Origin of the sequence: Aeromonas salmonicida (assembly GCF_028355655.1) — a bacterium.
Lineage (GTDB): Bacteria > Pseudomonadota > Gammaproteobacteria > Enterobacterales > Aeromonadaceae > Aeromonas > Aeromonas salmonicida.
Genome location: NZ_CP110645.1, coordinates 3971177 through 3991780 on the forward strand (window position 1 = coordinate 3971177; position 20604 = coordinate 3991780).

Genomic DNA, 20604 nt, shown 5'->3' on the forward strand with positions numbered 1-20604 from the left:
TCCACCACAGGTCACATTTTTTGTGTAGAATACGCGCCCACAAGAGAGCGTCGCGTCAAGCGGGCATTTCCTAAAACGCTTTTGCCAGAAACGGGTCTTTCAGGCGAGAGTGGTTTGCGAAATCCCCCACTTACATTTATTTGGGGACTCTCTGTGCTTGGTGCGACCCAGTGCGCTTGCCTGCCATAGAAGTTCCCGCATGCTGAGGACGATAGTGTGATGGAACAAGCTCGACCCATTCGCCGTGCACTGCTGAGTGTGTCTGACAAGACTGGCATCCTGGAATTTGCCAAGGCACTCAACGAACGTGGCGTGGCCCTGCTCTCCACTGGCGGCACCGCCAAGCTGCTCGGCGACGCGGGTCTGCCGGTGACCGAGGTCTCCGACTACACGGGTTTCCCTGAAATGATGGATGGTCGGGTCAAGACCCTGCATCCCAAGGTTCATGGCGGCATTCTCGGCCGTCGGGATCAGGATGACGCCATCATGGCCCAGCACAATATCTCCCCCATCGACATGGTTGTCGTCAACCTCTACCCCTTTGCCGCTACCGTGGCCAAAGCCGGTTGTTCCCTGGCCGATGCAGTCGAAAACATCGACATCGGCGGCCCGACCATGGTGCGCTCCGCCGCCAAGAACCACAAAGACGTGGCAATCGTGGTCAAGGCAGCCGACTACGCACGCGTGATCGCCGAGATGGATGCCAACGGCAACAGCCTCAAACTGGCTACCCGTTTTGACCTTGCCATCGCCGCCTTCGAGCACACTGCCGCCTACGACGGCATGATCGCCAACTACTTCGGTACCATGGTGCCCTCTTATGGCGACAACAAGGAGGGTGATGCCGAGTCCCGCTTCCCGCGCACCTTCAACAGCCAGTTCATCAAGAAGCAGGACATGCGCTACGGCGAGAACAGCCATCAGGCTGCCGCCTTCTATGCCGAGGAGCATGCCACCCCGGGTTCTGTCGCAAGCAGCCAACAGCTGCAGGGCAAGGCGCTCTCCTACAACAACATCGCCGATACCGATGCGGCGCTGGAGTGCGTGAAAGAGTTCAGTGAGCCCGCCTGCGTCATCGTCAAGCACGCCAACCCCTGCGGTGTGGCCATCGGCGATGACCTGCTGACTGCCTACGATCGCGCCTACCAGACCGACCCCACTTCCGCCTTTGGCGGCATCATCGCCTTCAACCGCGAACTGGACGGGGCCACCGCAGCCGCCATAGTCGCGCGCCAGTTCGTGGAAGTGATCATTGCCCCGAGCGTGAGCCAGGAGGCTCGCGATGTGGTCGCCGCCAAGCAGAACGTTCGTCTGCTCGAGTGCGGCCAGTGGACTGCACCGGCCCAGGGGTTTGACCTCAAACGGGTCAACGGCGGCCTGCTGGTACAAGAGCGGGATCTCGGCATGGTGACCCAGGGCGACCTGAAAGTGGTCAGCAAGCGCCAGCCAACCGAAGCCGAACTGAAAGATCTGCTGTTTTGCTGGAAAGTGGCCAAGTTCGTCAAATCCAACGCCATCGTCTACGCCAAAGAGGGCCAGACCATAGGCGTCGGCGCCGGCCAGATGAGCCGGGTCTACTCCGCCAAGATCGCCGGCATCAAAGCCGAGGATGAAGGGCTGACAGTCGCAGGTTCCGTCATGGCGTCCGATGCCTTCTTCCCGTTCCGTGACGGCATCGATGCCGCCGCGGCCGCCGGTATCGCCTGCGTCATCCAGCCAGGTGGCTCGATGCGCGATCAGGAGGTGATCGACGCCGCCGACGAACATGGCATGACAATGGTGTTCACCAACATGCGCCATTTCCGTCACTGATGAGTCAGGGTCGCCGCTGGCGACCCTTTTGTTGTCTCTTTTCAACTGACTATTTTCAACCGGCGACACGCTATCTGCGGCCGAGCCGGTTACCACAAATAGAAGCGAGCGATACGATGAAAGTACTGATCATTGGCAACGGCGGTCGTGAACACGCCCTGGCCTGGAAGGCCAAACACTCTCCACTGGTGCACCACGTCTTCGTCGCACCGGGCAATGCGGGCACCCAGCTGGAGCCTGGCGTCGAGAACGTCGCCATCGAGGCGACCGACATCGAGGGGCTGCTGGCCTTTGCCAAAGAGAAACAGGTCGGTCTCACCATAGTCGGGCCTGAAGCCCCGCTGGTGAAGGGGGTGGTCGACGCCTTCCGCGCCGCCGGTCAGCCCATCTTTGGCCCAACCGCCGCCGCCGCCCAGCTGGAAGGCTCCAAGGCCTTCACCAAGGATTTCCTGGCCCGTCACGCCATTCCGACCGCCGACTACCAGAACTTCACCGAGGTGGATCCTGCGCTCGCCTATCTGCGTGAGAAGGGTGCTCCCATCGTCATCAAGGCCGATGGTCTGGCGGCAGGTAAAGGCGTGATCGTCGCCATGACCTTGCAAGAAGCGGAAGACGCCGTGCGTGACATGCTCTCCGGCAATGCATTTGGCGATGCCGGTGCCCGTGTGGTGATCGAAGAGTTTCTGGACGGGGAAGAAGCGAGCTTCATCGTCATGGTGGATGGCGAGCATGTGCTGCCCATGGCCACCAGTCAGGATCACAAGCGGGTCGGCGATGGCGACACAGGTCCCAATACCGGCGGCATGGGCGCTTACTCCCCCGCCCCCGTGGTCACCGATGCGGTGCACAAGAAGGTGATGGAGCAGGTGATCATGCCAACCGTGCGTGGCATGGCGGCCGAAGGCAATGTCTACACCGGCTTCCTCTACGCCGGCTTGATGATCGATGGCCAGGGCAACCCCAAGGTGATCGAGTTCAATTGCCGCTTCGGCGACCCCGAGACCCAGCCCATCATGCTGCGGATGCAGTCCGATCTGGTGGAGCTCTGCCTGGCCGCCTGCGAAGGCAAGCTGGATCAGAAAGAGGCCATCTATGATCCTCGCGCCGCCATCGGTGTTGTGCTGGCAGCGGGTGGTTATCCTGGCGACTACAGCAGCAATCACCCCATCAGCGGCTTGCCGGTGGATGAAGTGGCCGGTGAGAAGGTGTTCCATGCTGGGACCCGACTGGAAGGGGATACCAGCCTGACCCAGGGTGGCCGCGTGCTGTGCGCCACCGCGCTGGGCTACACGGTTGCCGAGGCGCAGCAACGCGCCTATCAGCTTGCTGGTCGCATCAAGTGGGATGGCATCTTCTACCGCAAGGACATCGGCTGGCGTGCCATAGAGCGCGAGCAGGAGCAGTAATTCCCTCCTTCGCCACCACCATGATCATCAGGGCCTGCGGGCCCTTTCTTCTGCCCGGCACAGCCCGACTACCAGCAACGGGATTGTGATGTCGCTATTCCTCCCCTCGCCAACGTCCATCGTCTGACAAACCAGATGCCATTCGGCGTGCTACATGTGATCAGCACAATGGACACACTTGGTCACAATTGGTCGTACTTTCTTCATACAATTGCCCAATCTTCATGGCATCATGTTAAATTAACCGCACTCAAAAGAGTGCCATAAGAAACCGCAATGTCGTCCAATAAGGAAATTCCATGTTGAAAACTGTTCGCCCCCTGTTGCTGCCCCTGATGTTTGGCCTGATGACCCTGCCTGCCATGGCGGGTGATCTGGAACAGCCGATGAAGAAGATCGGCTTCAACTACAAGCAGGCTGTCAAAGCTGACGATGCAGCCACCATGGAGAAGCACATCAACGAGATGAAGGCTCAGCTCGACGTCGCCAAGCAGAAGAACATGCCAACCGCCAAGAAAGAGAAGTTCCTGGAAGGCATGAACGAGGTGCAGAGCGAGCTGGATGCCAGCCTGGCCGCCCTCAAGGCAGGTGACGAGGCCAAGGCGCGCGAGCACTTGGCCAAGGTCAATGACCTGAAGAAGGAGTACCACAAATATGCCAAGCAAAAAGGCTGATCCCTTTCACTGGGATAGTCTGGTCCGCCTCACCCATTGGGGTGTGGCGGGTGCCTGTATCGGCAATCTCTGGCTCAACGAAGCCGGGGAGGAGTGGCATGAATGGCTGGGGTACGCAGCCATGGCACTGATTGTCCTGCGCCTGCTGTGGGGACTCTCGTTCGCCAAAGACCATGCCCGGTTGCGAGCCCTGATCCCGAGCCGGGAAGATTTTCGCCAGCAGGCCGTGGAGCTGCGGGAACGTGCTCCGGCCGCCCCCGGTCATCATGGCAGCGGCAAACTGGCGGTATGGGCGCTCTGGCTGACCGTATTGGCCACCGCAGGTAGCGGCTGGTTCCAGAACACGGAGACGGGGTTTGAGCTGGGTGCCGATGACTGGCACGTCTGGTGTACCTGGGTGCTGCAGGGGCTGATTGCTCTGCACCTGACGGCCCTGGCGTTCACCTCCTGGCGTCAGCGCAGCAACCTGGTGGCTCGCATGTTGCCGATGCGCCAGCGTACCGCAACAGTCCGGCAAGAGCCGCACTCTTGACCCAGACGGGCATCCTCCCCGGGTGCCCGTATCCCGACACCATTTAGATGCGGCCATGCTGCATCGGCATACTCGCACCTGCATACCCAGTCATCCTTCCCCTGCTTAACGCCAGCGTCGATACCGGATGATTCCGACGCTGGAAAGCCTCATACCTTGTCATCGATAACCCTTCAAACAGGCATGAAAACATTTTCATTCACAATTATTAACTAAATAAAATTGTTTGATTTTCAACCAGATCGATTTCATTGATGCTACTGAGCCGAACGAGGATTGTTCGTTGTCCGTTCGAAATTCCGACAGTGACACATCAATAACAGCAAAATCGAAGGGAAAATCGTCATGCACAACACACTGTTTCGAACTGCCATGCTCGCTGCGGTGCTGAGCTCATTCAGCCACACTGCCGCCGCCGAAGGCGTCATGGTTCACCTGTTCCAATGGAAGTTCAACGACATCGCCAACGAGTGCGAGAATGTCCTCGGCCCCAAGGGATTCGGAAGCGTTCAGATCACGCCGCCTGCCGAGCACAAGCAAGGAAGCCAGGTCTGGTGGACCGTCTATCAACCTGTCAGCTTCAAAAATTTCAATAGCCATGGCGGCAACGAGGCGGAGCTCAAGAGCATGATCGCCCGCTGTAACGCCGCCGGGGTCAAGATATACGCCGATGCCGTCTTCAACCAGCTGGCATCGGGCACGGGAACCGCCACCGGCGGCGGCAGCTACAACTCGGGGCAATATCAGTATCCCCAGTTCGGCTACAACGACTTCCACCATAGCGGTGACATCACCAACTACAGCGACAGCAACAACGTCTGGAATGGCGCGCTCTACGGGATGCCGGACCTGAAAACCGAGTCGCCCTATGTGCAGGATCAGATTGCCACTTATATGAAGACCCTGCTCGGTTGGGGAGTTTCGGGTTTTCGGGTTGACGCGGCCAAACACATGGCCCCTGCCGATGTGAAGGCCATCCTCGTCAAGGCCGGCTCCCCAAAAGCCTATCTGGAAGTGATCGGTGCAGGTGGTGAATCCGCCGAGATCCAGCCCAATCGCTACACCCATATCGACACAGTCACCGAGTTCAAGTACGGCACCGATCTCGCTGCCAACTTCAACGGCAAGATCAAGAATCTCAAGACCCTGGGAGAAAGCTGGGGCCTGCTCCCTTCCGACAAATCCTTCATCTTCGTGGTCAACCACGACCGCGAGCGCGGTCACGGTGGCGGCGGCATGCTCACTTTCATGAACGGTGCCCGCTATGAGCTGGCCAACGTCTTCATGATGGCCTGGCCCTATGGCTGGAAGCAGGTAATGTCGGGATATCGCTTTGAGAACATGGGTACCTACGAAACCGACAAGGGCGCCCCTGGCAGCACACCTTGCTCCGATACCCAGTGGAACTGTGAACAACACCGTCCACAGATCATGAACATGGCCATGTTCCACAATCAGACCAAGGATCTGCCGGTCAACAACTGGTGGGATAACGGCAACAACCAGATTGCCTTCGGTCGGGGTGACAAAGGTTTCGTCGCCATCAACAACGAAAGCGGCAACCTGGTGGCCTCAGTCCAGACCGGACTGCCAGCTGGCGAGTACTGCAACATCCTGAGTGGCAATGATTACTGCAGCGGCGCCTACATCAAGGTCGACGGCAGCGGCAAGGCCAGCCTGAACCTCGCCGGCATGAAGGCCGCCGCCATCCTGGCCGGCTGTACCAAGGCAGCCCCTTGCGGTGGCGTCATTCCGGGTAACCGATTCAGCAGCCTGAATCTGCGCGGTACCCATAATGCCTGGGGCAACACGGCAATGCAGGTGGATGACAACCGCATCTGGTCGGCCATCATCAACTTCACCGGCGCCGGTGACACCAGCGGTGCCCAGCGCTTCAAGTTCGATGTGTTTGGCAACTGGACCGAGAACTACGGTGACAACGAAGGGGACGGCATTGCCGACAAGGGCAGCACCAGGGATATCTACTTCAATGGTGCAGGCCAGTATCGTATCGCCCTCAAGGAGAGCGATCTCAGCTACACGGTCACGGCGTTGAACAATAACCAGGCGCCAGTTGCGGTCATCTCGCCCAAAAACCCCAGCGTCAAGCTGGGTGATAGCCTGGTGTTTGACGCCTCAGGTTCCACCGATGATGCCGGTGTTGCGAGTTACAGCTGGTCCACCGGTGGCAGCGGCAAGACAGAGACTGTCCAGTTCGATACCCTGGGTTCCCGCACAGTGACAGTCACTGTCACCGATACAGAAGGGCTAACAGCCAGTGTCAGCGCGACCGTGCACGTGACCGACGGCAGTGGCGCCTACACCAGCGAGCTGCCGACCCTGCACTTTCGCGGTACCCCGAACGGCTGGGGTGTTCTTGCCATGACCCTGGTCGCCGACAATCAGTGGGAAGCACGAGTCACCTTCGATGGCCAGACCAACCAGCGCTTCAAGTTCGATGTAAAGGGTGACTGGAGCCAGAACTACGGGGATACCAACAAGGATGGCTTCACCGAGCTGACCGGTGCCGACATCACTACCCCGGTTATAGGAGCCTATGTGGTCCGCTTCAACGATCAGACCCTGACCTACAGCCTGAACGCCCAGTAAACCCCAAGGGGTTGCGACGCTTTCAGGTTGCAACCAACCAGCAGGGCCTCCTTCCCATCCGGGCAGGAGGCCCTACTCATGTGGGGCCCTCTCAACTGCCCCTTGCACCCACACGATAGCGCTCCCTCTGTCATTTCCCGGTCGCCGACTCGCAGGCATACTGAGTCGACATTCCCATGCAGGAGCGCATATGGAACAGCTACAAAATCTGAAAGCCGAGGGACGGATCGAAGAGGCTCGTCAACACGGCCTGCTTCAGCTCGCAGAGCATCCGCAAAACGCCGAGCTGCATTATGAAGTGGCTGGCCTGCACGATAACCTGGGGCGAGAGGCACAGGCGATCCCCCTCTATCAACGAGCCATCGCACTGGGGCTGATGGATGAGGCGCTGCGCGGAGCCTGGCTCGGCCTTGGCAGCTCTTATCGCACCACAGGACAGTATCCGGAGGCGCTGACAGCCTTCGAGCAGGGTCTGGCCTGCTTCCCGAATGCCAATGAGTTCAAGGTATTTCGCGCCATGGTTTGCTACAATCTGGGGCGCAACAAGGAGGGAATGGAGAGCCTGCTGGCGGTGCTGGCAGAGACGACAACCGCTCCTGATCTGATCCCTTATCGACGCGCCATGGCGCTCTACGCCACCGATCTGGATCGGCGATGGTAAGCGCCAGAAACGACAACGCCGCTCATAATGAGCAGCGTTGTCTGGAATTGGTGGCCCCTGCCCGACTTGAACGGGCGACCAATCGATTATGAGTCGACTGCTCTAACCAACTGAGCTAAGGGGCCAGAATGTTGGTTTGCGGCGTGGATTATAGGGGATGTCTGCTAGTCAGTCCATAGGCAGATCAATCACTTGGCGACATTTTGTCCACTCGGCTATCAATATGTCTGTCCCCCTGGCCTCTTCGTGAAACCCGAATAAAACAAAGCCCCGCATGGCGGGGCTTTTGAGACGACAACTCGGGCAGATACCTAGGGGCTATTCGTCCAGGAAGCTGCGCAGCACTTCCGAGCGGCTCGGATGACGCAGCTTGCGCAGCGCCTTGGCTTCGATCTGGCGAATACGCTCACGGGTAACGTCGAACTGTTTGCCCACTTCCTCAAGGGTGTGGTCAGTGTTCATGTCGATCCCGAAACGCATCCGCAGTACCTTGGCTTCACGAGCGGTCAGACCGGCCAGCACTTCACGGGTCGCGTTGCGCAGGCTTTCGCTGGTGGCTGCATCCGCTGGCAGGGCCAGGGTGGTATCTTCGATGAAGTCGCCCAGATGGGAATCTTCATCATCACCAATGGGCGTCTCCATGGAGATAGGCTCTTTGGCAATTTTCAGTACCTTGCGGATCTTGTCTTCCGGCATGCCCATGCGCATGGCCAGCTCTTCCGGGTTCGGTTCACGACCCATCTCCTGCAGCATCTGACGGGAGATACGGTTGAGCTTGTTGATAGTCTCGATCATGTGTACCGGGATACGGATAGTACGGGCCTGATCCGCAATGGAGCGGGTAATGGCCTGACGGATCCACCAGGTGGCATAGGTCGAGAACTTGTAGCCGCGACGGTATTCAAACTTGTCTACCGCTTTCATCAAACCTATGTTGCCCTCCTGGATCAGATCCAGGAACTGCAGACCGCGGTTGGTGTACTTCTTGGCGATAGAGATAACCAGACGCAAGTTCGCCTCAACCATCTCTTTCTTCGCACGGCGGGCCTTGGCCTCACCAATGCTCATGCGACGGTTGATGTCCTTGATCTGCGCGATGGACAGCCCCGTCTCTTCTTCAATCTGCTGCAGTTTGCCGATGGAACGCAGTACTTCTTCGTCCATCTCAAGCAGACGTGGAGACCAAGCCTTGCCAGCCTGTTTCTGGTATTCAAACCAGGCAGTTTCACACTCGTTGTTGGTGAAGGCCGCAACGAAGGTTTTCTTCGGCATTTTGGCCTGCTCAACGCAGAGCTTCATGATGATGCGTTCCTGCACACGGACGCGCTCCATCATTTCGCGCATGTTGTTGACCAGGCGATCGAACTGCTTGGGCATCAGGCGGAATTGACGGAACACATCGGCCAGCTGGGCAATTGCAGCCTGGGTATCTTCGTGAGCACGACCATTCTTCTGAATGGAGAGGCGAGTTACCTCATACTGGGCACGCAGATCACCAAACTTCTCGCGAGCAACTTCCGGATCAGGACCACCATCACCCTCGTCATCCGAGCTGTCACCATCGTCGTCTTCATCTTCGTCTTCGTCTTCGTCTTCGTCGGCCAGATCGTCTTCGCCGAGTTCGGAACCGATATGGGTAGCAGTCGGTGCTACATCATCGGCTTCGTTAGGATCGATAAAACCTGAGATGATATCGGACAGACGCAGCTGTTCGGCTTCGTATTTATCATACTGCTCAAGCAGATAGGTAATCGCTTCCGGGTACTCTGCCACAGAGCTTTGTACCTGGTTGATACCGTCTTCGATCCGCTTGGCGATGTCGATTTCGCCTTCGCGGGTCAGCAGTTCGACGGTACCCATTTCCCGCATGTACATGCGGACGGGATCGGTCGTTCGACCAATCTCAGATTCAACAGATGCCAGTGCCTGGGCCGCTGCTTCGGCAGCGTCCTCATCGGCAGTACCACCTTCAGCCATGATAAGGTCATCGGCATCCGGGGCGTTTTCAACCACCTGAATACCCATGTCGTTGATCATCTGGATGATGTCTTCGATCTGGTCAGAGTCAACAATGTCTTGCGGGAGGTGATCGTTCACCTCGGCATAGGTCAGGTAGCCCTGTTCTTTACCTTTGGCAACGAGGAGTTTAAGCTGAGACTGCGGGGTTTGCTCCATAGAACTCATCCGGTTGGTGATGCTAGGTTGCGCGTACAGTGCGCTGCTGCGCAAATAGCCAATTCTAATAGAAAACCGCCAGACATGCTATGTCTGGTTGCGGCGTCGGTCGTGAGAAACCCCTGCCCGCAGTATTGTCGGGGCCAGGCGGTCATAAAGTGTTTGCTTTTAATCCCGTCGATTCGGGCAACGCTATTTATATTGGGACTAATCACTCAATTATCAAGCCCCACTCTCATTTCTTTTCTCAGTCTGTACTTCTCTAATCAACATCATCAGCTCCTGTGTTTCCTCAGAGCTTAGCCCTTCCTGAGCCACTTTGGCCTGCAATTCTTCAATTCGTTGCTTCAGAAACTGGTTGATAAAGCCGACGAAGGTATCCTGCAATTCTCCCAGAATATCCGGCTCCTGGTCGAGCTTTACCTCTTCAAACAAGTCGTGCATTGCCAGCTGGGCCAGGATCTCGCCTTCTTTGGTACCACGCCAGTGTTCCAGCAAGATACCGGTAGTAATGCCGGATTGCGCCAGGATCTGCTGATGCAGCTGCAACAGAAACTTGATGCCTTGTACCCGCAATCCAGCCAGCTCAGGCATAGCCGGCAGTTCGGCGGTGACCGACGGATACTGCACCATCAGCGCCAGTGCTCGGCGCAATGGTGTCAACTTGGCAGCTTTGGGTTTGGTGAGTTCTGCCTTCGGCTGGCTATTGCGGGCGAACAATTCGGCAATACGTTGTTTATTCTCCCCCCAGCGCATCATGCTGGAAAGGCGGGTGATCAACCCTTCGCGGGTAAACCCTTCCGGCACGCGACGAATAAGCTCGGCTGCCTTGTTGGCCACCTCGAACTTGCCCGCCTCACCGGAGAGGGCCGCATCCCGCCCCAGACGCTCGAACATGAAGTCGGCGAAGGGTTGAGCTTGATCCAGCAAGGCCTCAAAACCTTCCTTGCCAATCTGACGCACCAGCGAATCCGGATCTTCTCCATCGGGTAGGAACACGAACTTGAGTTCACGTCCATCCTGCAGATGGGACAGTGCATTATCCAGCGCTCGCCAGGCCGCTTCACGACCGGCATTGTCACCGTCGTAGCAGCAAACCACCTCTGCCGTGGTGCGAAACAGGGTGTGGATATGGTCAGTTGTGGTGGCGGTTCCCAAGGCAGCAACGGCATAGTCGATGTCGTATTGACCAAGCGCCACCACATCCATGTAGCCTTCGACTACCAGGATCCGGCGCGGATCTTTGTGTGCCTGTTTCACTTCGTAGAGACCGAACAGCTCCCGCCCCTTGTGAAAGATCGGGGTTTCCGGCGAGTTCAGGTACTTGGGCGTGCCATCACCCAGCACCCGGCCACCGAAGCCGATGACTCGGCCCCGCTTGTCACGGATCGGGAACATGATGCGATCGCGGAAGCGATCATAGCTGCCGGCACCGCTGTCACGAGTGATCAACATGCCACCCGAGATGAGCAACTGCTCGTGATCGCGGCTGGCGCCAAAACGGCGTCTCACCTGATCCCAATCTGCAGGGGCATAACCAATATTGAAACGCTTGACCACTTCCCCGGTCAGCCCGCGCCCCTTCAAGTATTCCACCGCCTGGGGGGCACTCTTCAGGTTGCTTTCATAGAAGCGGGCGATCTGGCTCATCAGCTCATAGAGATCCTTGCTGACGGCGGGTTGGGAACTGGCGGAGCCACCCATGCTCTGCTCGCGAGGTACCTGCATGCCCTGCATGCTGGCGAGCTCTTCGATGGCATCGGGAAATTCGAGACCGTCGTACTCCATGACAAAACCGATGGCATTGCCGTGGGCACCACAACCGAAACAGTGATAGAACTGTTTTTCCTGGCTGACGGTAAAAGAAGGGCTTTTTTCGTTATGAAAAGGGCAGCAAGCCTGGTAGTTCTTACCGGCTTTTTTCAGCCGCACTCGCGAGTCGATCAGCTCGACTATGTCTGTGCGTACGAGCAGATCATCGATAAAGGATTGTGGGATCCTGCCTGCCATAACCGTCCTGTTTCACTGCGTAGAAAATAAAAAAGCCGCGCATTCCCAGGGAAGCACGGCTTCTTCGACCAAACAAGAGAGTTGCCTGTTACGCCAAGCGGGTTTTCACCTGAGCACTGACGGCGCCGACATCGGCACGCCCCTGAATTTTCGGCTTCAAGACAGCCATGACCTTGCCCATATCAGCCATGACGGCAGCACCACTTTCAGTGATGGCTTGCTCAATCAGTGCGGCAATTTCGTCTGCGGTCAGCTGTTGTGGCAGGAATTCCTGCAGCACAACGATCTCGGCGGACTCTTTGTCGGCGAGATCCTGGCGACCGGCAGCTTCAAATTGGCTGATGGAATCGCGGCGCTGTTTGACCATTTTGGTCACGACAGCGAGGATATCCTCATCATTGAGCTCGATACGGGAATCAACTTCACGTTGCTTGATTTCTGCCATCAACAAACGGATCGCCCCCAAGCGAGCCTTATCTCTGGCAAGCATGGCAAGTTTTTGTTGATCCTTGAGTTGATCCTTCAGAGACACGGCATTATCTCCCGATTAGTACAGGCGGATACGACGTGCGTTTTCGCGAGACAGCTTCTTGGCGTGACGCTTTACAGCAGACGCTTTGGCGCGCTTACGAATGGTAGTCGGCTTCTCGTAGAACTCACGGCTACGAACTTCAGACAGGATACCGGCCTTTTCGCAAGAACGCTTGAAGCGACGCAGAGCAACGTCAAACGGCTCATTTTCACGGACTTTGATTACTGGCATGTGCCTTTCACCTCAGTGATATATTGTTAGCTGACCATCAGTCGATCAGCATGTCTTAAAATGGTGCGAAATTATACTCTGGACAGGGAATGAAAGTAAACCCGCAGAGATCGCTCTGGTTTAAAAAACCCGCGAAGGTTACCATAGCCATCTCATTTTAGCAGTGAAATTTTTTAGCAATGCGTGTATTGGGCATAGAGACATCCTGTGACGAAACCGGGATCGCGATCTTCGACGATCAAAAAGGGATCCTTTCCCATCAGTTGTACAGCCAGGTCAAGCTGCATGCGGACTACGGTGGCGTCGTCCCCGAGCTCGCCAGCCGAGATCACGTTCGCAAGACGATCCCCTTGATCCAGGCCGCATTGCAAGAGGCGGGACTGGGTAAAGATGACATCGACGGCATCGCGTATACAGCAGGGCCGGGTCTGGTTGGCGCCATTCTGGTGGGGGCCACCATCGGCCGCTCGCTGGCCATGGCGTGGAACAAACCGGCCATCGCCGTCCATCATATGGAAGGCCACCTGCTGGCCCCCATGCTGGAGGAGAAGGCCCCCGAGTTTCCCTTCGTGGCGCTGCTGGTCTCCGGTGGTCACTCCATGCTGGTGCGGGTCGACGGCATCGGCAGCTATCAGCTGTTGGGTGAATCCATCGACGATGCGGCTGGCGAAGCCTTTGACAAAACTGCCAAGCTGATGGGACTGGACTACCCGGGTGGCCCACTGCTTTCCAGGCTGGCAGAAAAGGGCACCACCGGACGTTTCCACTTCCCCCGTCCCATGACTGACCGCCCGGGGCTCGACATGAGCTTTTCCGGTCTCAAGACCTTTGCCGCCAACACCATAGCCGCCAACGGTGATGATGAGCAGACCCGTGCCGATATCGCCCGTGCGTTTGAAGATGCGGTTGTCGATACCCTGGCCATCAAGTGCCGCCGCGCGCTGAAAGAGACTGGCCTAAAACGGCTGGTGGTGGCCGGTGGCGTCAGTGCCAACCGTCACCTGCGTGCCCAGCTGGCCGAGCTGATGGAGAGCCTCAAGGGTGAGGTGTTCTATCCGCGTACCGAGTATTGCACCGACAACGGCGCCATGATCGCCTATGCTGGCATGCAGCGCCTGAAGGCAGGTGTGTTCGAGCCGCTGGCGGTCAAAGCAGTGCCACGCTGGCCACTAGACACTCTGGATCCGGTGTGATCCTGCGGATCCAGTTGCAATAGAAGAAGGGGCCCATGGCCCCTTCTTCATTTCTATCAGCAGTATCAGACTGCCTTGGTACTAACTAATTGGTACGAAACAGTGCCTCGATGGAGAGCCCCTGCCCCAGCAGGATCTCCCGCAGGCGACGTAGTCCTTCCACCTGGATCTGGCGTACCCGCTCCCGGGTCAAGCCTATCTCGGATCCTACATCTTCCAGCGTGGCCGGTTCATAACCGAGCAGACCGAAACGACGTGCCAGTACTTCGCGCTGCTTGGGATTAAGCTCTTCCAGCCAGTGCACTATGCTGGCACGCATGTCGTCATCCTGCGACTCCAGCTCGGGCCCCATGCCACGTTCGTCAGAGAGCACATCCAGAAGCGCCTTGTCACGATCGCCACCGATGGGGGTATCCACCGAGGTGATCTTCTCGTTGAGCTTGAGCATACGATTTACGTCGTCTACCGAGCGATCCAGTGCAAAGGCGATGTCCTCTGCTGTCGGTTCATGATCGAGACGATGGGAGAGTTCACGAGCAGTACGCAGATAAACGTTCAGCTCTTTGACCACATGAATAGGCAGACGGATGGTGCGGGTCTGGTTCATGATGGCCCGCTCTATGGTCTGGCGGATCCACCAGGTGGCATAGGTGGAAAAACGAAAGCCGCGTTCCGGGTCGAACTTCTCTACCGCGCGGATGAGGCCAAGGTTGCCCTCTTCGATGAGATCCAGCAGCACCAGGCCGCGGTTGTTGTAGCGACGGGCGATCTTGACCACCAATCGCAGGTTGGACTCAATCATGCGCTTGCGAGCGGCTTTGTCGCCTCGCAACGCACGACGAGCGTAATAGACTTCTTCTTCGGCGGTGAGCAAGGGGGAGAAGCCAATCTCCCCCAAATAGAGCTGGGTAGCGTCCATCACCTTGTTGACTTCCGGAGCCATCAGTTCATCGGAAATAGTCTCTTCAACTTCAGCGGCTACTTCTTGAACCTCTTCTTCCTCACGGGTCTCCAGCTCTTCGTCGAACTCTAACTCGGCATCCTGCATAACCAGTTGTTCTTGGCTCATGGTGTGTCTCCCTGACCTGAACCAGAGTAAGACTTAACTCTCTGGGGTTAACGCTTTGGCAAATAGCTCATCGGGTTTATCGACTTGCCTCGATACCGGATTTCAAAGTGCAAACGCACATCCGGCGCGTCCGTGCTGCCCATGTTGGCAATGACCGCTCCGCCTTTGACGCTATCCCCTTCCTTCACTCGCAACTCGTCGTTGTGAGCATAAGCCGAGAGGTAGTCATCATCATGCTTGAGGATGATCAGCTTGCCATAACCCCTTAGTGCGCTACCCGCATAGACGACTTTTCCGCCACTCGCTGCGTAGACAGGTTGCCCCTTCTGACCAGCGATATCTATGCCTTTGTTTCCCTGTTCTGCAACGGAGAAACCCTCAACTATCCGGCCTTGCGTCGGCCAGTGCCAAGAAAGTCTCGACTGAGGCTTGTTGTTGTTTTTTTGTTCTCTTATCTGAGCGTATTCTTTTGAAGATGGCTGAGCAATCGTTTTCTGTTTGATAAATGGTGTGGTCGTACCTGATGGTGCCATTGCAAGCGGTTTGGGGCCGCTACTTTGCGGTGTGACAGGACGCGTCACGGCAACCATCTGGCCACCACCCATAGCGGCAGACTGTACGTTCAGCACCTGACCAACATGGAGCCCATAGGGTGCCTGCAGGTTGTTGCGCTGTGCAAGTGTTTGATTCGACATGCCAAACTGACGGCCAATACTGCTTAACGTGTCGCCACGACGCACTTGATAGGTGCTGGCGCTGCGATTGGCAGTCAGGGTATTGCTACCGGATGCATCGAGCCTGAGTTGCTGTCCCGGGTAGATGTTATAGGGAGGGCTGATACCGTTGAGGCTGGCCAGTGATGGCACATCGTTACCCGAATTGAAGGCGATGGAGTAGAGGGTATCCCCTTTTTTCACCGTGTAGCTGTTGCCCTGAATAGCAGGTTGGGCCGCCCCATGACGAGCCGGTATGGTGGAGACAAGGCGATCATTGCCCAATCCCTGTACCGGAGCAGCAGTCTTGCTGGAAGAGCAAGCGAGCAGCAGCCATGACAACACGACGATACTGCTTCCTTGCCAGACACGCGAACGCATAGTGGATCCTTAACGACTAAACCAGAAATAGGCCGCAACGGCCAAACCAATACAGAGCCAGCCCAGCACATCCACATAGTGCATCAGCTTGCGCTCCATTTTCTCACCGCCCCAGCGCATCAGGCCTGCCACCAGGAAGAAGCGCATGCCACGGCCGATCAGCGAGGTCACAATGAAGGGCAACAGTGCCATATGCAGCAAGCCCGCCGTGACGGTAAACACCTTGTAGGGGATTGGCGTGAAGCTGGCAATAAAAATCACCCAGATGCCCCACTGCTCGAACCACTGCTGTGCCAGGACAATCTTGCCTTCATACCCCACAGAGACCACCAACGGCTGCACCAGCGGCTCCCACAGGGCATAGCCGAGCGCATAGCCGAACACTGCCCCCAATACGGAGAAGATCGTAGCCAGGGTAGCGTAGTGCCATGCCTTGTGCGGCTTGGCCAGCGCCATGGGTGCCAGCATGACGTCAACCGGAATAGGCCAGAACACCGACTCGATGAAAGCAGTGATCGCCAGATAATAAGGGGCATACCTGTGACGAGCCCACTGCATAACCAGCACATACAAACGAGAAAACAGCTTCACTCAACATCTCCATCAATTAGGGGAACAAAGCGCACAGGCTCCAGGATCCGGCTGGTCAGCTGGGAACCAGCCCGTTCGATTAGCTGCAAGGTCTGATGACTATCACCTACCGGCAGCACCAGACGGCCACCATCGGCCAGTTGATCGGTGAGAGCAGTAGGCACCTCACTGGCCGCGGCCGTCACCAGAATTGCATCGAACGGCCCTTTATTGGGCCACCCCAGCCAGCCGTTGCCGTGCTTGGCCGAGACGTTGTGCAGATCAAGCTGGCGCAGTCGGCGCCGAGCCTGGAACTGCAGCGACTTGATCCGCTCCACCGTATAGACGTGCTCCACCAGATGTGCCAGCACGGCGGTCTGGTAACCGGAACCAGTACCAATCTCCAGCACGTGGGCCGGATCATTCTGGATCAGCAGCTCGGTCATCCGCGCCACCATGTAAGGCTGGGAGATGGTCTGACCATTGCCGATGGGCAACGCCGTGTTATCCCATGCCTTGTGGGCCATGGCTTCATCCACAAACAGCTGGCGCGGTACTTTCGCAATAGCCGCGAGTACGCGGAAATCACGAATGTCCTGTGCGATCAGCTGGTTCAACAGGCGCTGTACTATCACACCTTCATCCCTGCAGGTCTAACCAAGCCCCCAGACCCGCCAGACTGCTGTATGCAGTCATATCGATGGTCAGGGGGGTGATCGAGACATAGCCCTGCTCGATGGCGGCGAAATCCGTGCCTTCTCCCGCATCTTGCTGGTTGCCGGGGGGACCAATCCAGTAGATCGGCTGACCACGGGGATCCTCGGTACAGATCACCGACTCCGCCCGATGTCGATTGCCAAGGCGTGTCACCTTGATCCCCTTTACCTGATCAAGGGGCAGGTCGGGCACGTTCACATTGAGGATCTGATCGGCAGGCAGCGGATGCACCATCACCCCCCTCACCAGTTGGGCCGCATAGTGCGCCGCCGTGGCGAAGTGGGTCCTGCCTACCAGTGAGATAGCAAGGGAGGGGAAACCGAGATGACGCCCTTCGGTCGCCGCCGCGACCGTGCCTGAGTAGATGACATCATCTCCCAGGTTGGCGCCATGATTGATGCCTGCAACGACCATGTCCGGCTCGGGGCGCACCAGTTCGTTGACCGCCAGATGCACACAGTCGGTCGGGGTGCCCTTCACCGCATAGTAACCGTTTTCGCTGATACGGGAGACCCGTAGCGGTACTTCCAGCGTCAGGGAGTGACTCGCGCCGCTGCGATTGCGATCCGGCGCCACCACAGTAACCTCGCCACACGCCCTCAGTGCATCGCTGAGCGCGCGAATGCCCTCGGCATGTACACCATCGTCATTACTGACCAGAATTCGCATCGGACTGATTCCTGAAACCATGATCGGCCTCTTCGGCCTGCATTAATTCGCGTACCACGCTGGTCGCAAAGGCGCCGGCAGGCAGGAAGAAGGACAAGGTCAACACCTCGCCGTCCAGCTGCCAGCTCATCTGTTCCGGCTTGAGCAGCAGCGGGCGGCGATCCTGATCCAGTCCGGCTTTTTCCAGCCCGTCACACCACTCGGCATAAGGAGCCAGCACTGCCTGCTCAAACTCGGCGGCAGCGCCCTGGCTTGCCAGGCGGCCGCGTCCCCACTGGGGGGCGGTCAGTTGCACGTCACCGGAAGCCAGCCGTGCAGCCAGCTCAGGGGTCAGCACCTCTTCACTGAAGATGGAATGGCTGCCTTTGAGCATCACGCAATCGCCGGCCAACAGCTGATGGGCCAACCCCTGCTCGATGCGGGCACTGACGATGGCATTGAACAGCATGCTGCGGGCGGCGGAGAGATAGAGGGAGCGCTTGTTGCGATCCTTGATCCGCTTGCCGGCAAACATCGCCTTGGCCGCTTCCAGGTTGTTACCCCCCCGGCCGAAACGCTGCTCGCCATAGTAATTGGGCACCCCCTGAGTGGCGATGGCTTGCAGGCGGGCCTCCAGCCCGTCGGCCTGCGCCAGACCGGTGAGGCGCAAGGTGAAATGGTTGCCCTTGAGGTAGCCGACCCGCAATTTGCGGTTGTGACGCCTGGCTTGCAAAATCTGGATGCTGTCGCTCTCGACCACCGACAAGTCCGGCTCGGCTTTGCCCGGCAAGTGGATGCCGAACCACTGCTCGGTCACAGCGTGGCGATCTTTGAGGCCAGCCCACGTCACCGCATTGCGGTTAACCCCGGCTGCATCGGCCAGCAGGCCCGCAACCCAGGCAGTGTTCTCGCCGGTTTTGCGAACCCGGACGAAGATGTGCTCACCTTCACCACAAGGCTCGAAGCCCAGATCCTCAACCACCACAAAATCGCTGGCCTCGGCCTTGAGAATGCCCTTGGCGGCAGGCACACCATGCAAATAACTGAGCTGTTCCAACATTATTGTTTCACCAGTAAGACGACGGCTTCGGTGGCGATCCCTTCCTTGCGCCCCGTAAAGCCGAGTTGTTCTGTGGTAGTCGCCTTGACATTCACCCGGTTCAAATCACATTGCAGGTCGGCGGCAAGCACGGCGCACATGGCGTCGATATGGGGCGCCATCTTGGGGGCCTGGGCTATGATGGTCACATCCAGATTGCCGATGGCATAGCCTGCGGTTTTTACCCGGGCAAAAACGTCCCGCAGCAGGATACGACTGTCGATCCCCTTGAATTGCGCAGCGGTATCGGGAAAGTGACGGCCTATGTCACCGGCGCCGATGGCGCCCAGCAGGGCATCGCTCACAGCATGCAGCACCACATCACCGTCGGAGTGAGCAAGCAGTCCTTGCTCGTACGGAACCGCAACCCCGCCCAACATGCAAGGCCCCACGCCACCAAACTTGTGTACATCAAAACCATGACCAATTCGCATCATGCTTGGCGTCCTCTCAACATACAGGGACCTACCTCGTCAATTTTGTGCACGTCAAAACCACGTCCAATCCGGATCATGCCTGCTCCTTTAAGTCACTTTCATCGCCAGTGGACCCATCCGTCGCAAAAACGGCTTATGTCTGCTGGCTTAAAAACAGCCCAGCCAGAGAGAGATCCTCAGGCCGGGTTACCTTGATATTGTCAGCGCGCCCTTCCACCATCCGTACCGTGAAACCGGCACGCTCCATGGCAGAGGCCTCGTCAGTGATGGTGGCCCCCAGTACCAGCCCCTCCTCCAGCGCTCGCTTCAGGGTGCGAGCAGGGAACATCTGCGGCGTCAGCGCATGCCAGAGCTGCTCGCGATCGACGGTACCAATGATGTTGCCTGCAGCATCAGAGCGCTTCATGGTATCGCGCACCCGGCTGCCGAGAATGGCGCCCCCACACTGGATGGCGGCGGCGATCAGGGCATCGAGATCGCCATGGGTCAGACAGGGACGGGCGGCATCGTGAACCAACACCCAGTCACTGTCGGCCGTATGTAACGCATTGAGAACGGAAAAGGCGCGCTCGGCGCCCCCCTCTACCCGCAGGATACGCGCGTCGGCCGCCACTGGCAGGGTTTCGAACCAGCGATCATGAGGCGCCAGCGCCACTATCACCTGCACTATCGCCGGGTGAGAGAGCAGCCGCTCCAGGGTATGTTCGAGAATGGTCTTGCCCGCCAGGTGCAGGTACTGCTTGGGACAATCGGCCCCCATCCGGCTGCCGATGCCAGCGGCCGGAACGATAGCGATCACGCCAGTGATTTTCACATCAGTCATCATAGGGCTCATCGTCCGGCGCCGTCTCCTGGTCTTTATCCTTGGGGATAATCCGGTAGAAGGTCTCGCCCTGCTTGATGTAGCCAAGATCGTTGCGCGACAACTCCTCGATGGCCTCAAGGCCCGAGGTTAAATCATCAATCTCGCGATAAATCAGGTTATTACGATCCTTGAGTACCAGATTATCCTGCTGCTGCCGGGAGATGGCATCAGACAATTCGTGATAATCGGACAGGCCATTCTTCCCCAGCCAGAGGTCGTATTGAAGCCCTCCCAACAGGAAGAGCAGGATAAGAGTGAGTAGCCGCATG

At 57.7% G+C, this 20604-nt stretch carries 20 protein-coding genes and 1 tRNA gene; 7 read left to right on the forward strand and 14 right to left on the reverse strand.

The features are described 5' to 3' along the window. The first annotated feature begins 219 nt into the window (after positions 1–219). The 6 genes from purH to ONZ54_RS18410 all read left to right on the forward strand — a co-directional run bounded on the left by purH (position 220) and on the right by ONZ54_RS18410 (position 7695). Positions 220–1812 (forward strand): bifunctional phosphoribosylaminoimidazolecarboxamide formyltransferase/IMP cyclohydrolase, encoded by a 1593-nt coding sequence (gene purH, locus ONZ54_RS18385; protein ID WP_131729963.1) that lies wholly within the window; start codon positions 220–222, stop codon positions 1810–1812. A 116-nt stretch (positions 1813–1928) separates the two neighbouring features. Next, on the forward strand, positions 1929–3218 hold the full coding sequence (gene purD / locus ONZ54_RS18390; protein ID WP_155603097.1) for a phosphoribosylamine--glycine ligase: 1290 nt from the start codon (positions 1929–1931) through the stop codon (positions 3216–3218). Positions 3219–3517: 299 nt separating this feature from the next. Beyond that, entirely contained in the window at positions 3518–3892 is a 375-nt protein-coding gene (locus tag ONZ54_RS18395; RefSeq protein WP_005318930.1) for a cytochrome b562, read from the forward strand. Next, on the forward strand, positions 3873–4424 hold the full coding sequence (locus ONZ54_RS18400; RefSeq protein WP_271786860.1) for a cytochrome b/b6 domain-containing protein: 552 nt from the start codon (positions 3873–3875) through the stop codon (positions 4422–4424). The genes ONZ54_RS18395 and ONZ54_RS18400 overlap by 20 nt, the downstream gene beginning before the upstream one ends. Positions 4425–4769: 345 nt before the next feature. Continuing rightward, positions 4770–7034: an alpha amylase C-terminal domain-containing protein gene (locus ONZ54_RS18405; RefSeq protein WP_271786861.1), complete on the forward strand. Its 2265-nt coding sequence runs from the start codon at positions 4770–4772 to the stop codon at positions 7032–7034. Positions 7035–7224: 190 nt separating this feature from the next. Then, positions 7225–7695, forward strand: a complete 471-nt coding sequence (locus ONZ54_RS18410) for a tetratricopeptide repeat protein (protein WP_271786862.1) — start codon at positions 7225–7227, stop codon at positions 7693–7695. A gap of 48 nt (positions 7696–7743) precedes the next feature. Here the strand turns inward: ONZ54_RS18410 and ONZ54_RS18415 are convergent. From ONZ54_RS18415 to rpsU, 5 genes are all read right to left on the reverse strand, one after another. After that, a tRNA-Ile gene (locus ONZ54_RS18415) sits at positions 7744–7820 on the reverse strand. 193 nt (positions 7821–8013) lie between these two features. Continuing rightward, on the reverse strand, positions 8014–9879 hold the full coding sequence (gene rpoD / locus ONZ54_RS18420; protein WP_081045675.1) for an RNA polymerase sigma factor RpoD: 1866 nt from the start codon (positions 9877–9879) through the stop codon (positions 8014–8016). 213 nt (positions 9880–10092) lie between these two features. Next, positions 10093–11880 carry a DNA primase gene (gene dnaG / locus ONZ54_RS18425; RefSeq protein WP_021139214.1) on the reverse strand — a complete coding sequence of 596 codons (1788 nt, stop codon included), beginning with the start codon at positions 11878–11880 and terminating at the stop codon, positions 10093–10095. Between the two features lie 88 nt (positions 11881–11968). Further along, positions 11969–12412 (reverse strand): GatB/YqeY domain-containing protein, encoded by a 444-nt coding sequence (locus tag ONZ54_RS18430; RefSeq protein ID WP_021139213.1) that lies wholly within the window; start codon positions 12410–12412, stop codon positions 11969–11971. A gap of 15 nt (positions 12413–12427) precedes the next feature. Next, positions 12428–12643, reverse strand: a complete 216-nt coding sequence (gene rpsU, locus ONZ54_RS18435) for a 30S ribosomal protein S21 (protein WP_005309452.1) — start codon at positions 12641–12643, stop codon at positions 12428–12430. Positions 12644–12822: 179 nt separating this feature from the next. On the opposite strand from rpsU, the gene tsaD reads away from it, so the two are divergent. Further along, positions 12823–13836, forward strand: coding sequence for a tRNA (adenosine(37)-N6)-threonylcarbamoyltransferase complex transferase subunit TsaD (gene tsaD, locus ONZ54_RS18440; protein WP_108572294.1), 1014 nt, complete (start codon positions 12823–12825; stop codon positions 13834–13836). An 85-nt stretch (positions 13837–13921) separates the two neighbouring features. On the opposite strand, the gene rpoS is transcribed toward tsaD, so the two are convergent. The 9 genes from rpoS to ftsB all read right to left on the reverse strand — a co-directional run bounded on the left by rpoS (position 13922) and on the right by ftsB (position 20603). After that, a complete protein-coding gene (rpoS, locus tag ONZ54_RS18445) occupies positions 13922–14905 on the reverse strand; it encodes an RNA polymerase sigma factor RpoS (RefSeq protein WP_017411567.1) in 984 nt (327 codons plus the stop codon). A 47-nt stretch (positions 14906–14952) separates the two neighbouring features. Beyond that, on the reverse strand, positions 14953–15999 hold the full coding sequence (locus ONZ54_RS18450) for a LysM peptidoglycan-binding domain-containing protein (protein WP_058395211.1): 1047 nt from the start codon (positions 15997–15999) through the stop codon (positions 14953–14955). Positions 16000–16008: 9 nt separating this feature from the next. After that, the gene (locus ONZ54_RS18455; RefSeq protein WP_165484161.1) at positions 16009–16590 is read right to left on the reverse strand and encodes a YqaA family protein; all 582 of its coding nucleotides are present in this window, start codon (positions 16588–16590) and stop codon (positions 16009–16011) included. Beyond that, the gene (locus ONZ54_RS18460) at positions 16587–17204 is read right to left on the reverse strand and encodes a protein-L-isoaspartate(D-aspartate) O-methyltransferase (RefSeq protein WP_005318888.1); all 618 of its coding nucleotides are present in this window, start codon (positions 17202–17204) and stop codon (positions 16587–16589) included. Before ONZ54_RS18460 ends, ONZ54_RS18455 begins: the two co-directional genes overlap by 4 nt. A gap of 4 nt (positions 17205–17208) precedes the next feature. Beyond that, positions 17209–17955 (reverse strand): 5'/3'-nucleotidase SurE, encoded by a 747-nt coding sequence (gene surE / locus ONZ54_RS18465; protein WP_021139209.1) that lies wholly within the window; start codon positions 17953–17955, stop codon positions 17209–17211. Further along, positions 17936–18994, reverse strand: coding sequence for a tRNA pseudouridine(13) synthase TruD (gene truD / locus ONZ54_RS18470; RefSeq protein WP_059113506.1), 1059 nt, complete (start codon positions 18992–18994; stop codon positions 17936–17938). Before truD ends, surE begins: the two co-directional genes overlap by 20 nt. Next, positions 18994–19470, reverse strand: coding sequence for a 2-C-methyl-D-erythritol 2,4-cyclodiphosphate synthase (ispF, locus tag ONZ54_RS18475; protein WP_005318882.1), 477 nt, complete (start codon positions 19468–19470; stop codon positions 18994–18996). The genes truD and ispF overlap by 1 nt, the downstream gene beginning before the upstream one ends. Before the next feature lie 133 nt (positions 19471–19603). Then, positions 19604–20293 carry a 2-C-methyl-D-erythritol 4-phosphate cytidylyltransferase gene (gene ispD, locus ONZ54_RS18480; protein WP_271788306.1) on the reverse strand — a complete coding sequence of 230 codons (690 nt, stop codon included), beginning with the start codon at positions 20291–20293 and terminating at the stop codon, positions 19604–19606. Next, positions 20286–20603: a cell division protein FtsB gene (gene ftsB, locus ONZ54_RS18485; protein WP_005318876.1), complete on the reverse strand. Its 318-nt coding sequence runs from the start codon at positions 20601–20603 to the stop codon at positions 20286–20288. Before ftsB ends, ispD begins: the two co-directional genes overlap by 8 nt. Position 20604 lies beyond the last annotated feature (1 nt).

What these genes read in the sequence shown, in the direction of transcription:
- purH (WP_131729963.1), top strand. Translation starts at nt 220, where the DNA reads ATGGAACAAGCTCGACCCATTCGCCGTGCACTGCTGAGTGTGTCTGAC.
- tsaD (WP_108572294.1), top strand. Translation starts at nt 12,823, where the DNA reads ATGCGTGTATTGGGCATAGAGACATCCTGTGACGAAACCGGGATCGCG.
- truD (WP_059113506.1), bottom strand. Translation starts at nt 18,994, where the DNA reads ATGTTGGAACAGCTCAGTTATTTGCATGGTGTGCCTGCCGCCAAGGGC.
- ONZ54_RS18405 (WP_271786861.1), top strand. Translation starts at nt 4,770, where the DNA reads ATGCACAACACACTGTTTCGAACTGCCATGCTCGCTGCGGTGCTGAGC.
- ONZ54_RS18395 (WP_005318930.1), top strand. Translation starts at nt 3,518, where the DNA reads ATGTTGAAAACTGTTCGCCCCCTGTTGCTGCCCCTGATGTTTGGCCTG.
- purD (WP_155603097.1), top strand. Translation starts at nt 1,929, where the DNA reads ATGAAAGTACTGATCATTGGCAACGGCGGTCGTGAACACGCCCTGGCC.
- rpoS (WP_017411567.1), bottom strand. Translation starts at nt 14,905, where the DNA reads ATGAGCCAAGAACAACTGGTTATGCAGGATGCCGAGTTAGAGTTCGAC.
- ispF (WP_005318882.1), bottom strand. Translation starts at nt 19,470, where the DNA reads ATGATGCGAATTGGTCATGGTTTTGATGTACACAAGTTTGGTGGCGTG.
- ONZ54_RS18400 (WP_271786860.1), top strand. Translation starts at nt 3,873, where the DNA reads ATGCCAAGCAAAAAGGCTGATCCCTTTCACTGGGATAGTCTGGTCCGC.
- ONZ54_RS18410 (WP_271786862.1), top strand. Translation starts at nt 7,225, where the DNA reads ATGGAACAGCTACAAAATCTGAAAGCCGAGGGACGGATCGAAGAGGCT.
- ONZ54_RS18450 (WP_058395211.1), bottom strand. Translation starts at nt 15,999, where the DNA reads ATGCGTTCGCGTGTCTGGCAAGGAAGCAGTATCGTCGTGTTGTCATGG.
- ftsB (WP_005318876.1), bottom strand. Translation starts at nt 20,603, where the DNA reads ATGCGGCTACTCACTCTTATCCTGCTCTTCCTGTTGGGAGGGCTTCAA.
- surE (WP_021139209.1), bottom strand. Translation starts at nt 17,955, where the DNA reads ATGCGAATTCTGGTCAGTAATGACGATGGTGTACATGCCGAGGGCATT.
- ispD (WP_271788306.1), bottom strand. Translation starts at nt 20,293, where the DNA reads ATGACTGATGTGAAAATCACTGGCGTGATCGCTATCGTTCCGGCCGCT.
- rpsU (WP_005309452.1), bottom strand. Translation starts at nt 12,643, where the DNA reads ATGCCAGTAATCAAAGTCCGTGAAAATGAGCCGTTTGACGTTGCTCTG.
- dnaG (WP_021139214.1), bottom strand. Translation starts at nt 11,880, where the DNA reads ATGGCAGGCAGGATCCCACAATCCTTTATCGATGATCTGCTCGTACGC.
- rpoD (WP_081045675.1), bottom strand. Translation starts at nt 9,879, where the DNA reads ATGAGTTCTATGGAGCAAACCCCGCAGTCTCAGCTTAAACTCCTCGTT.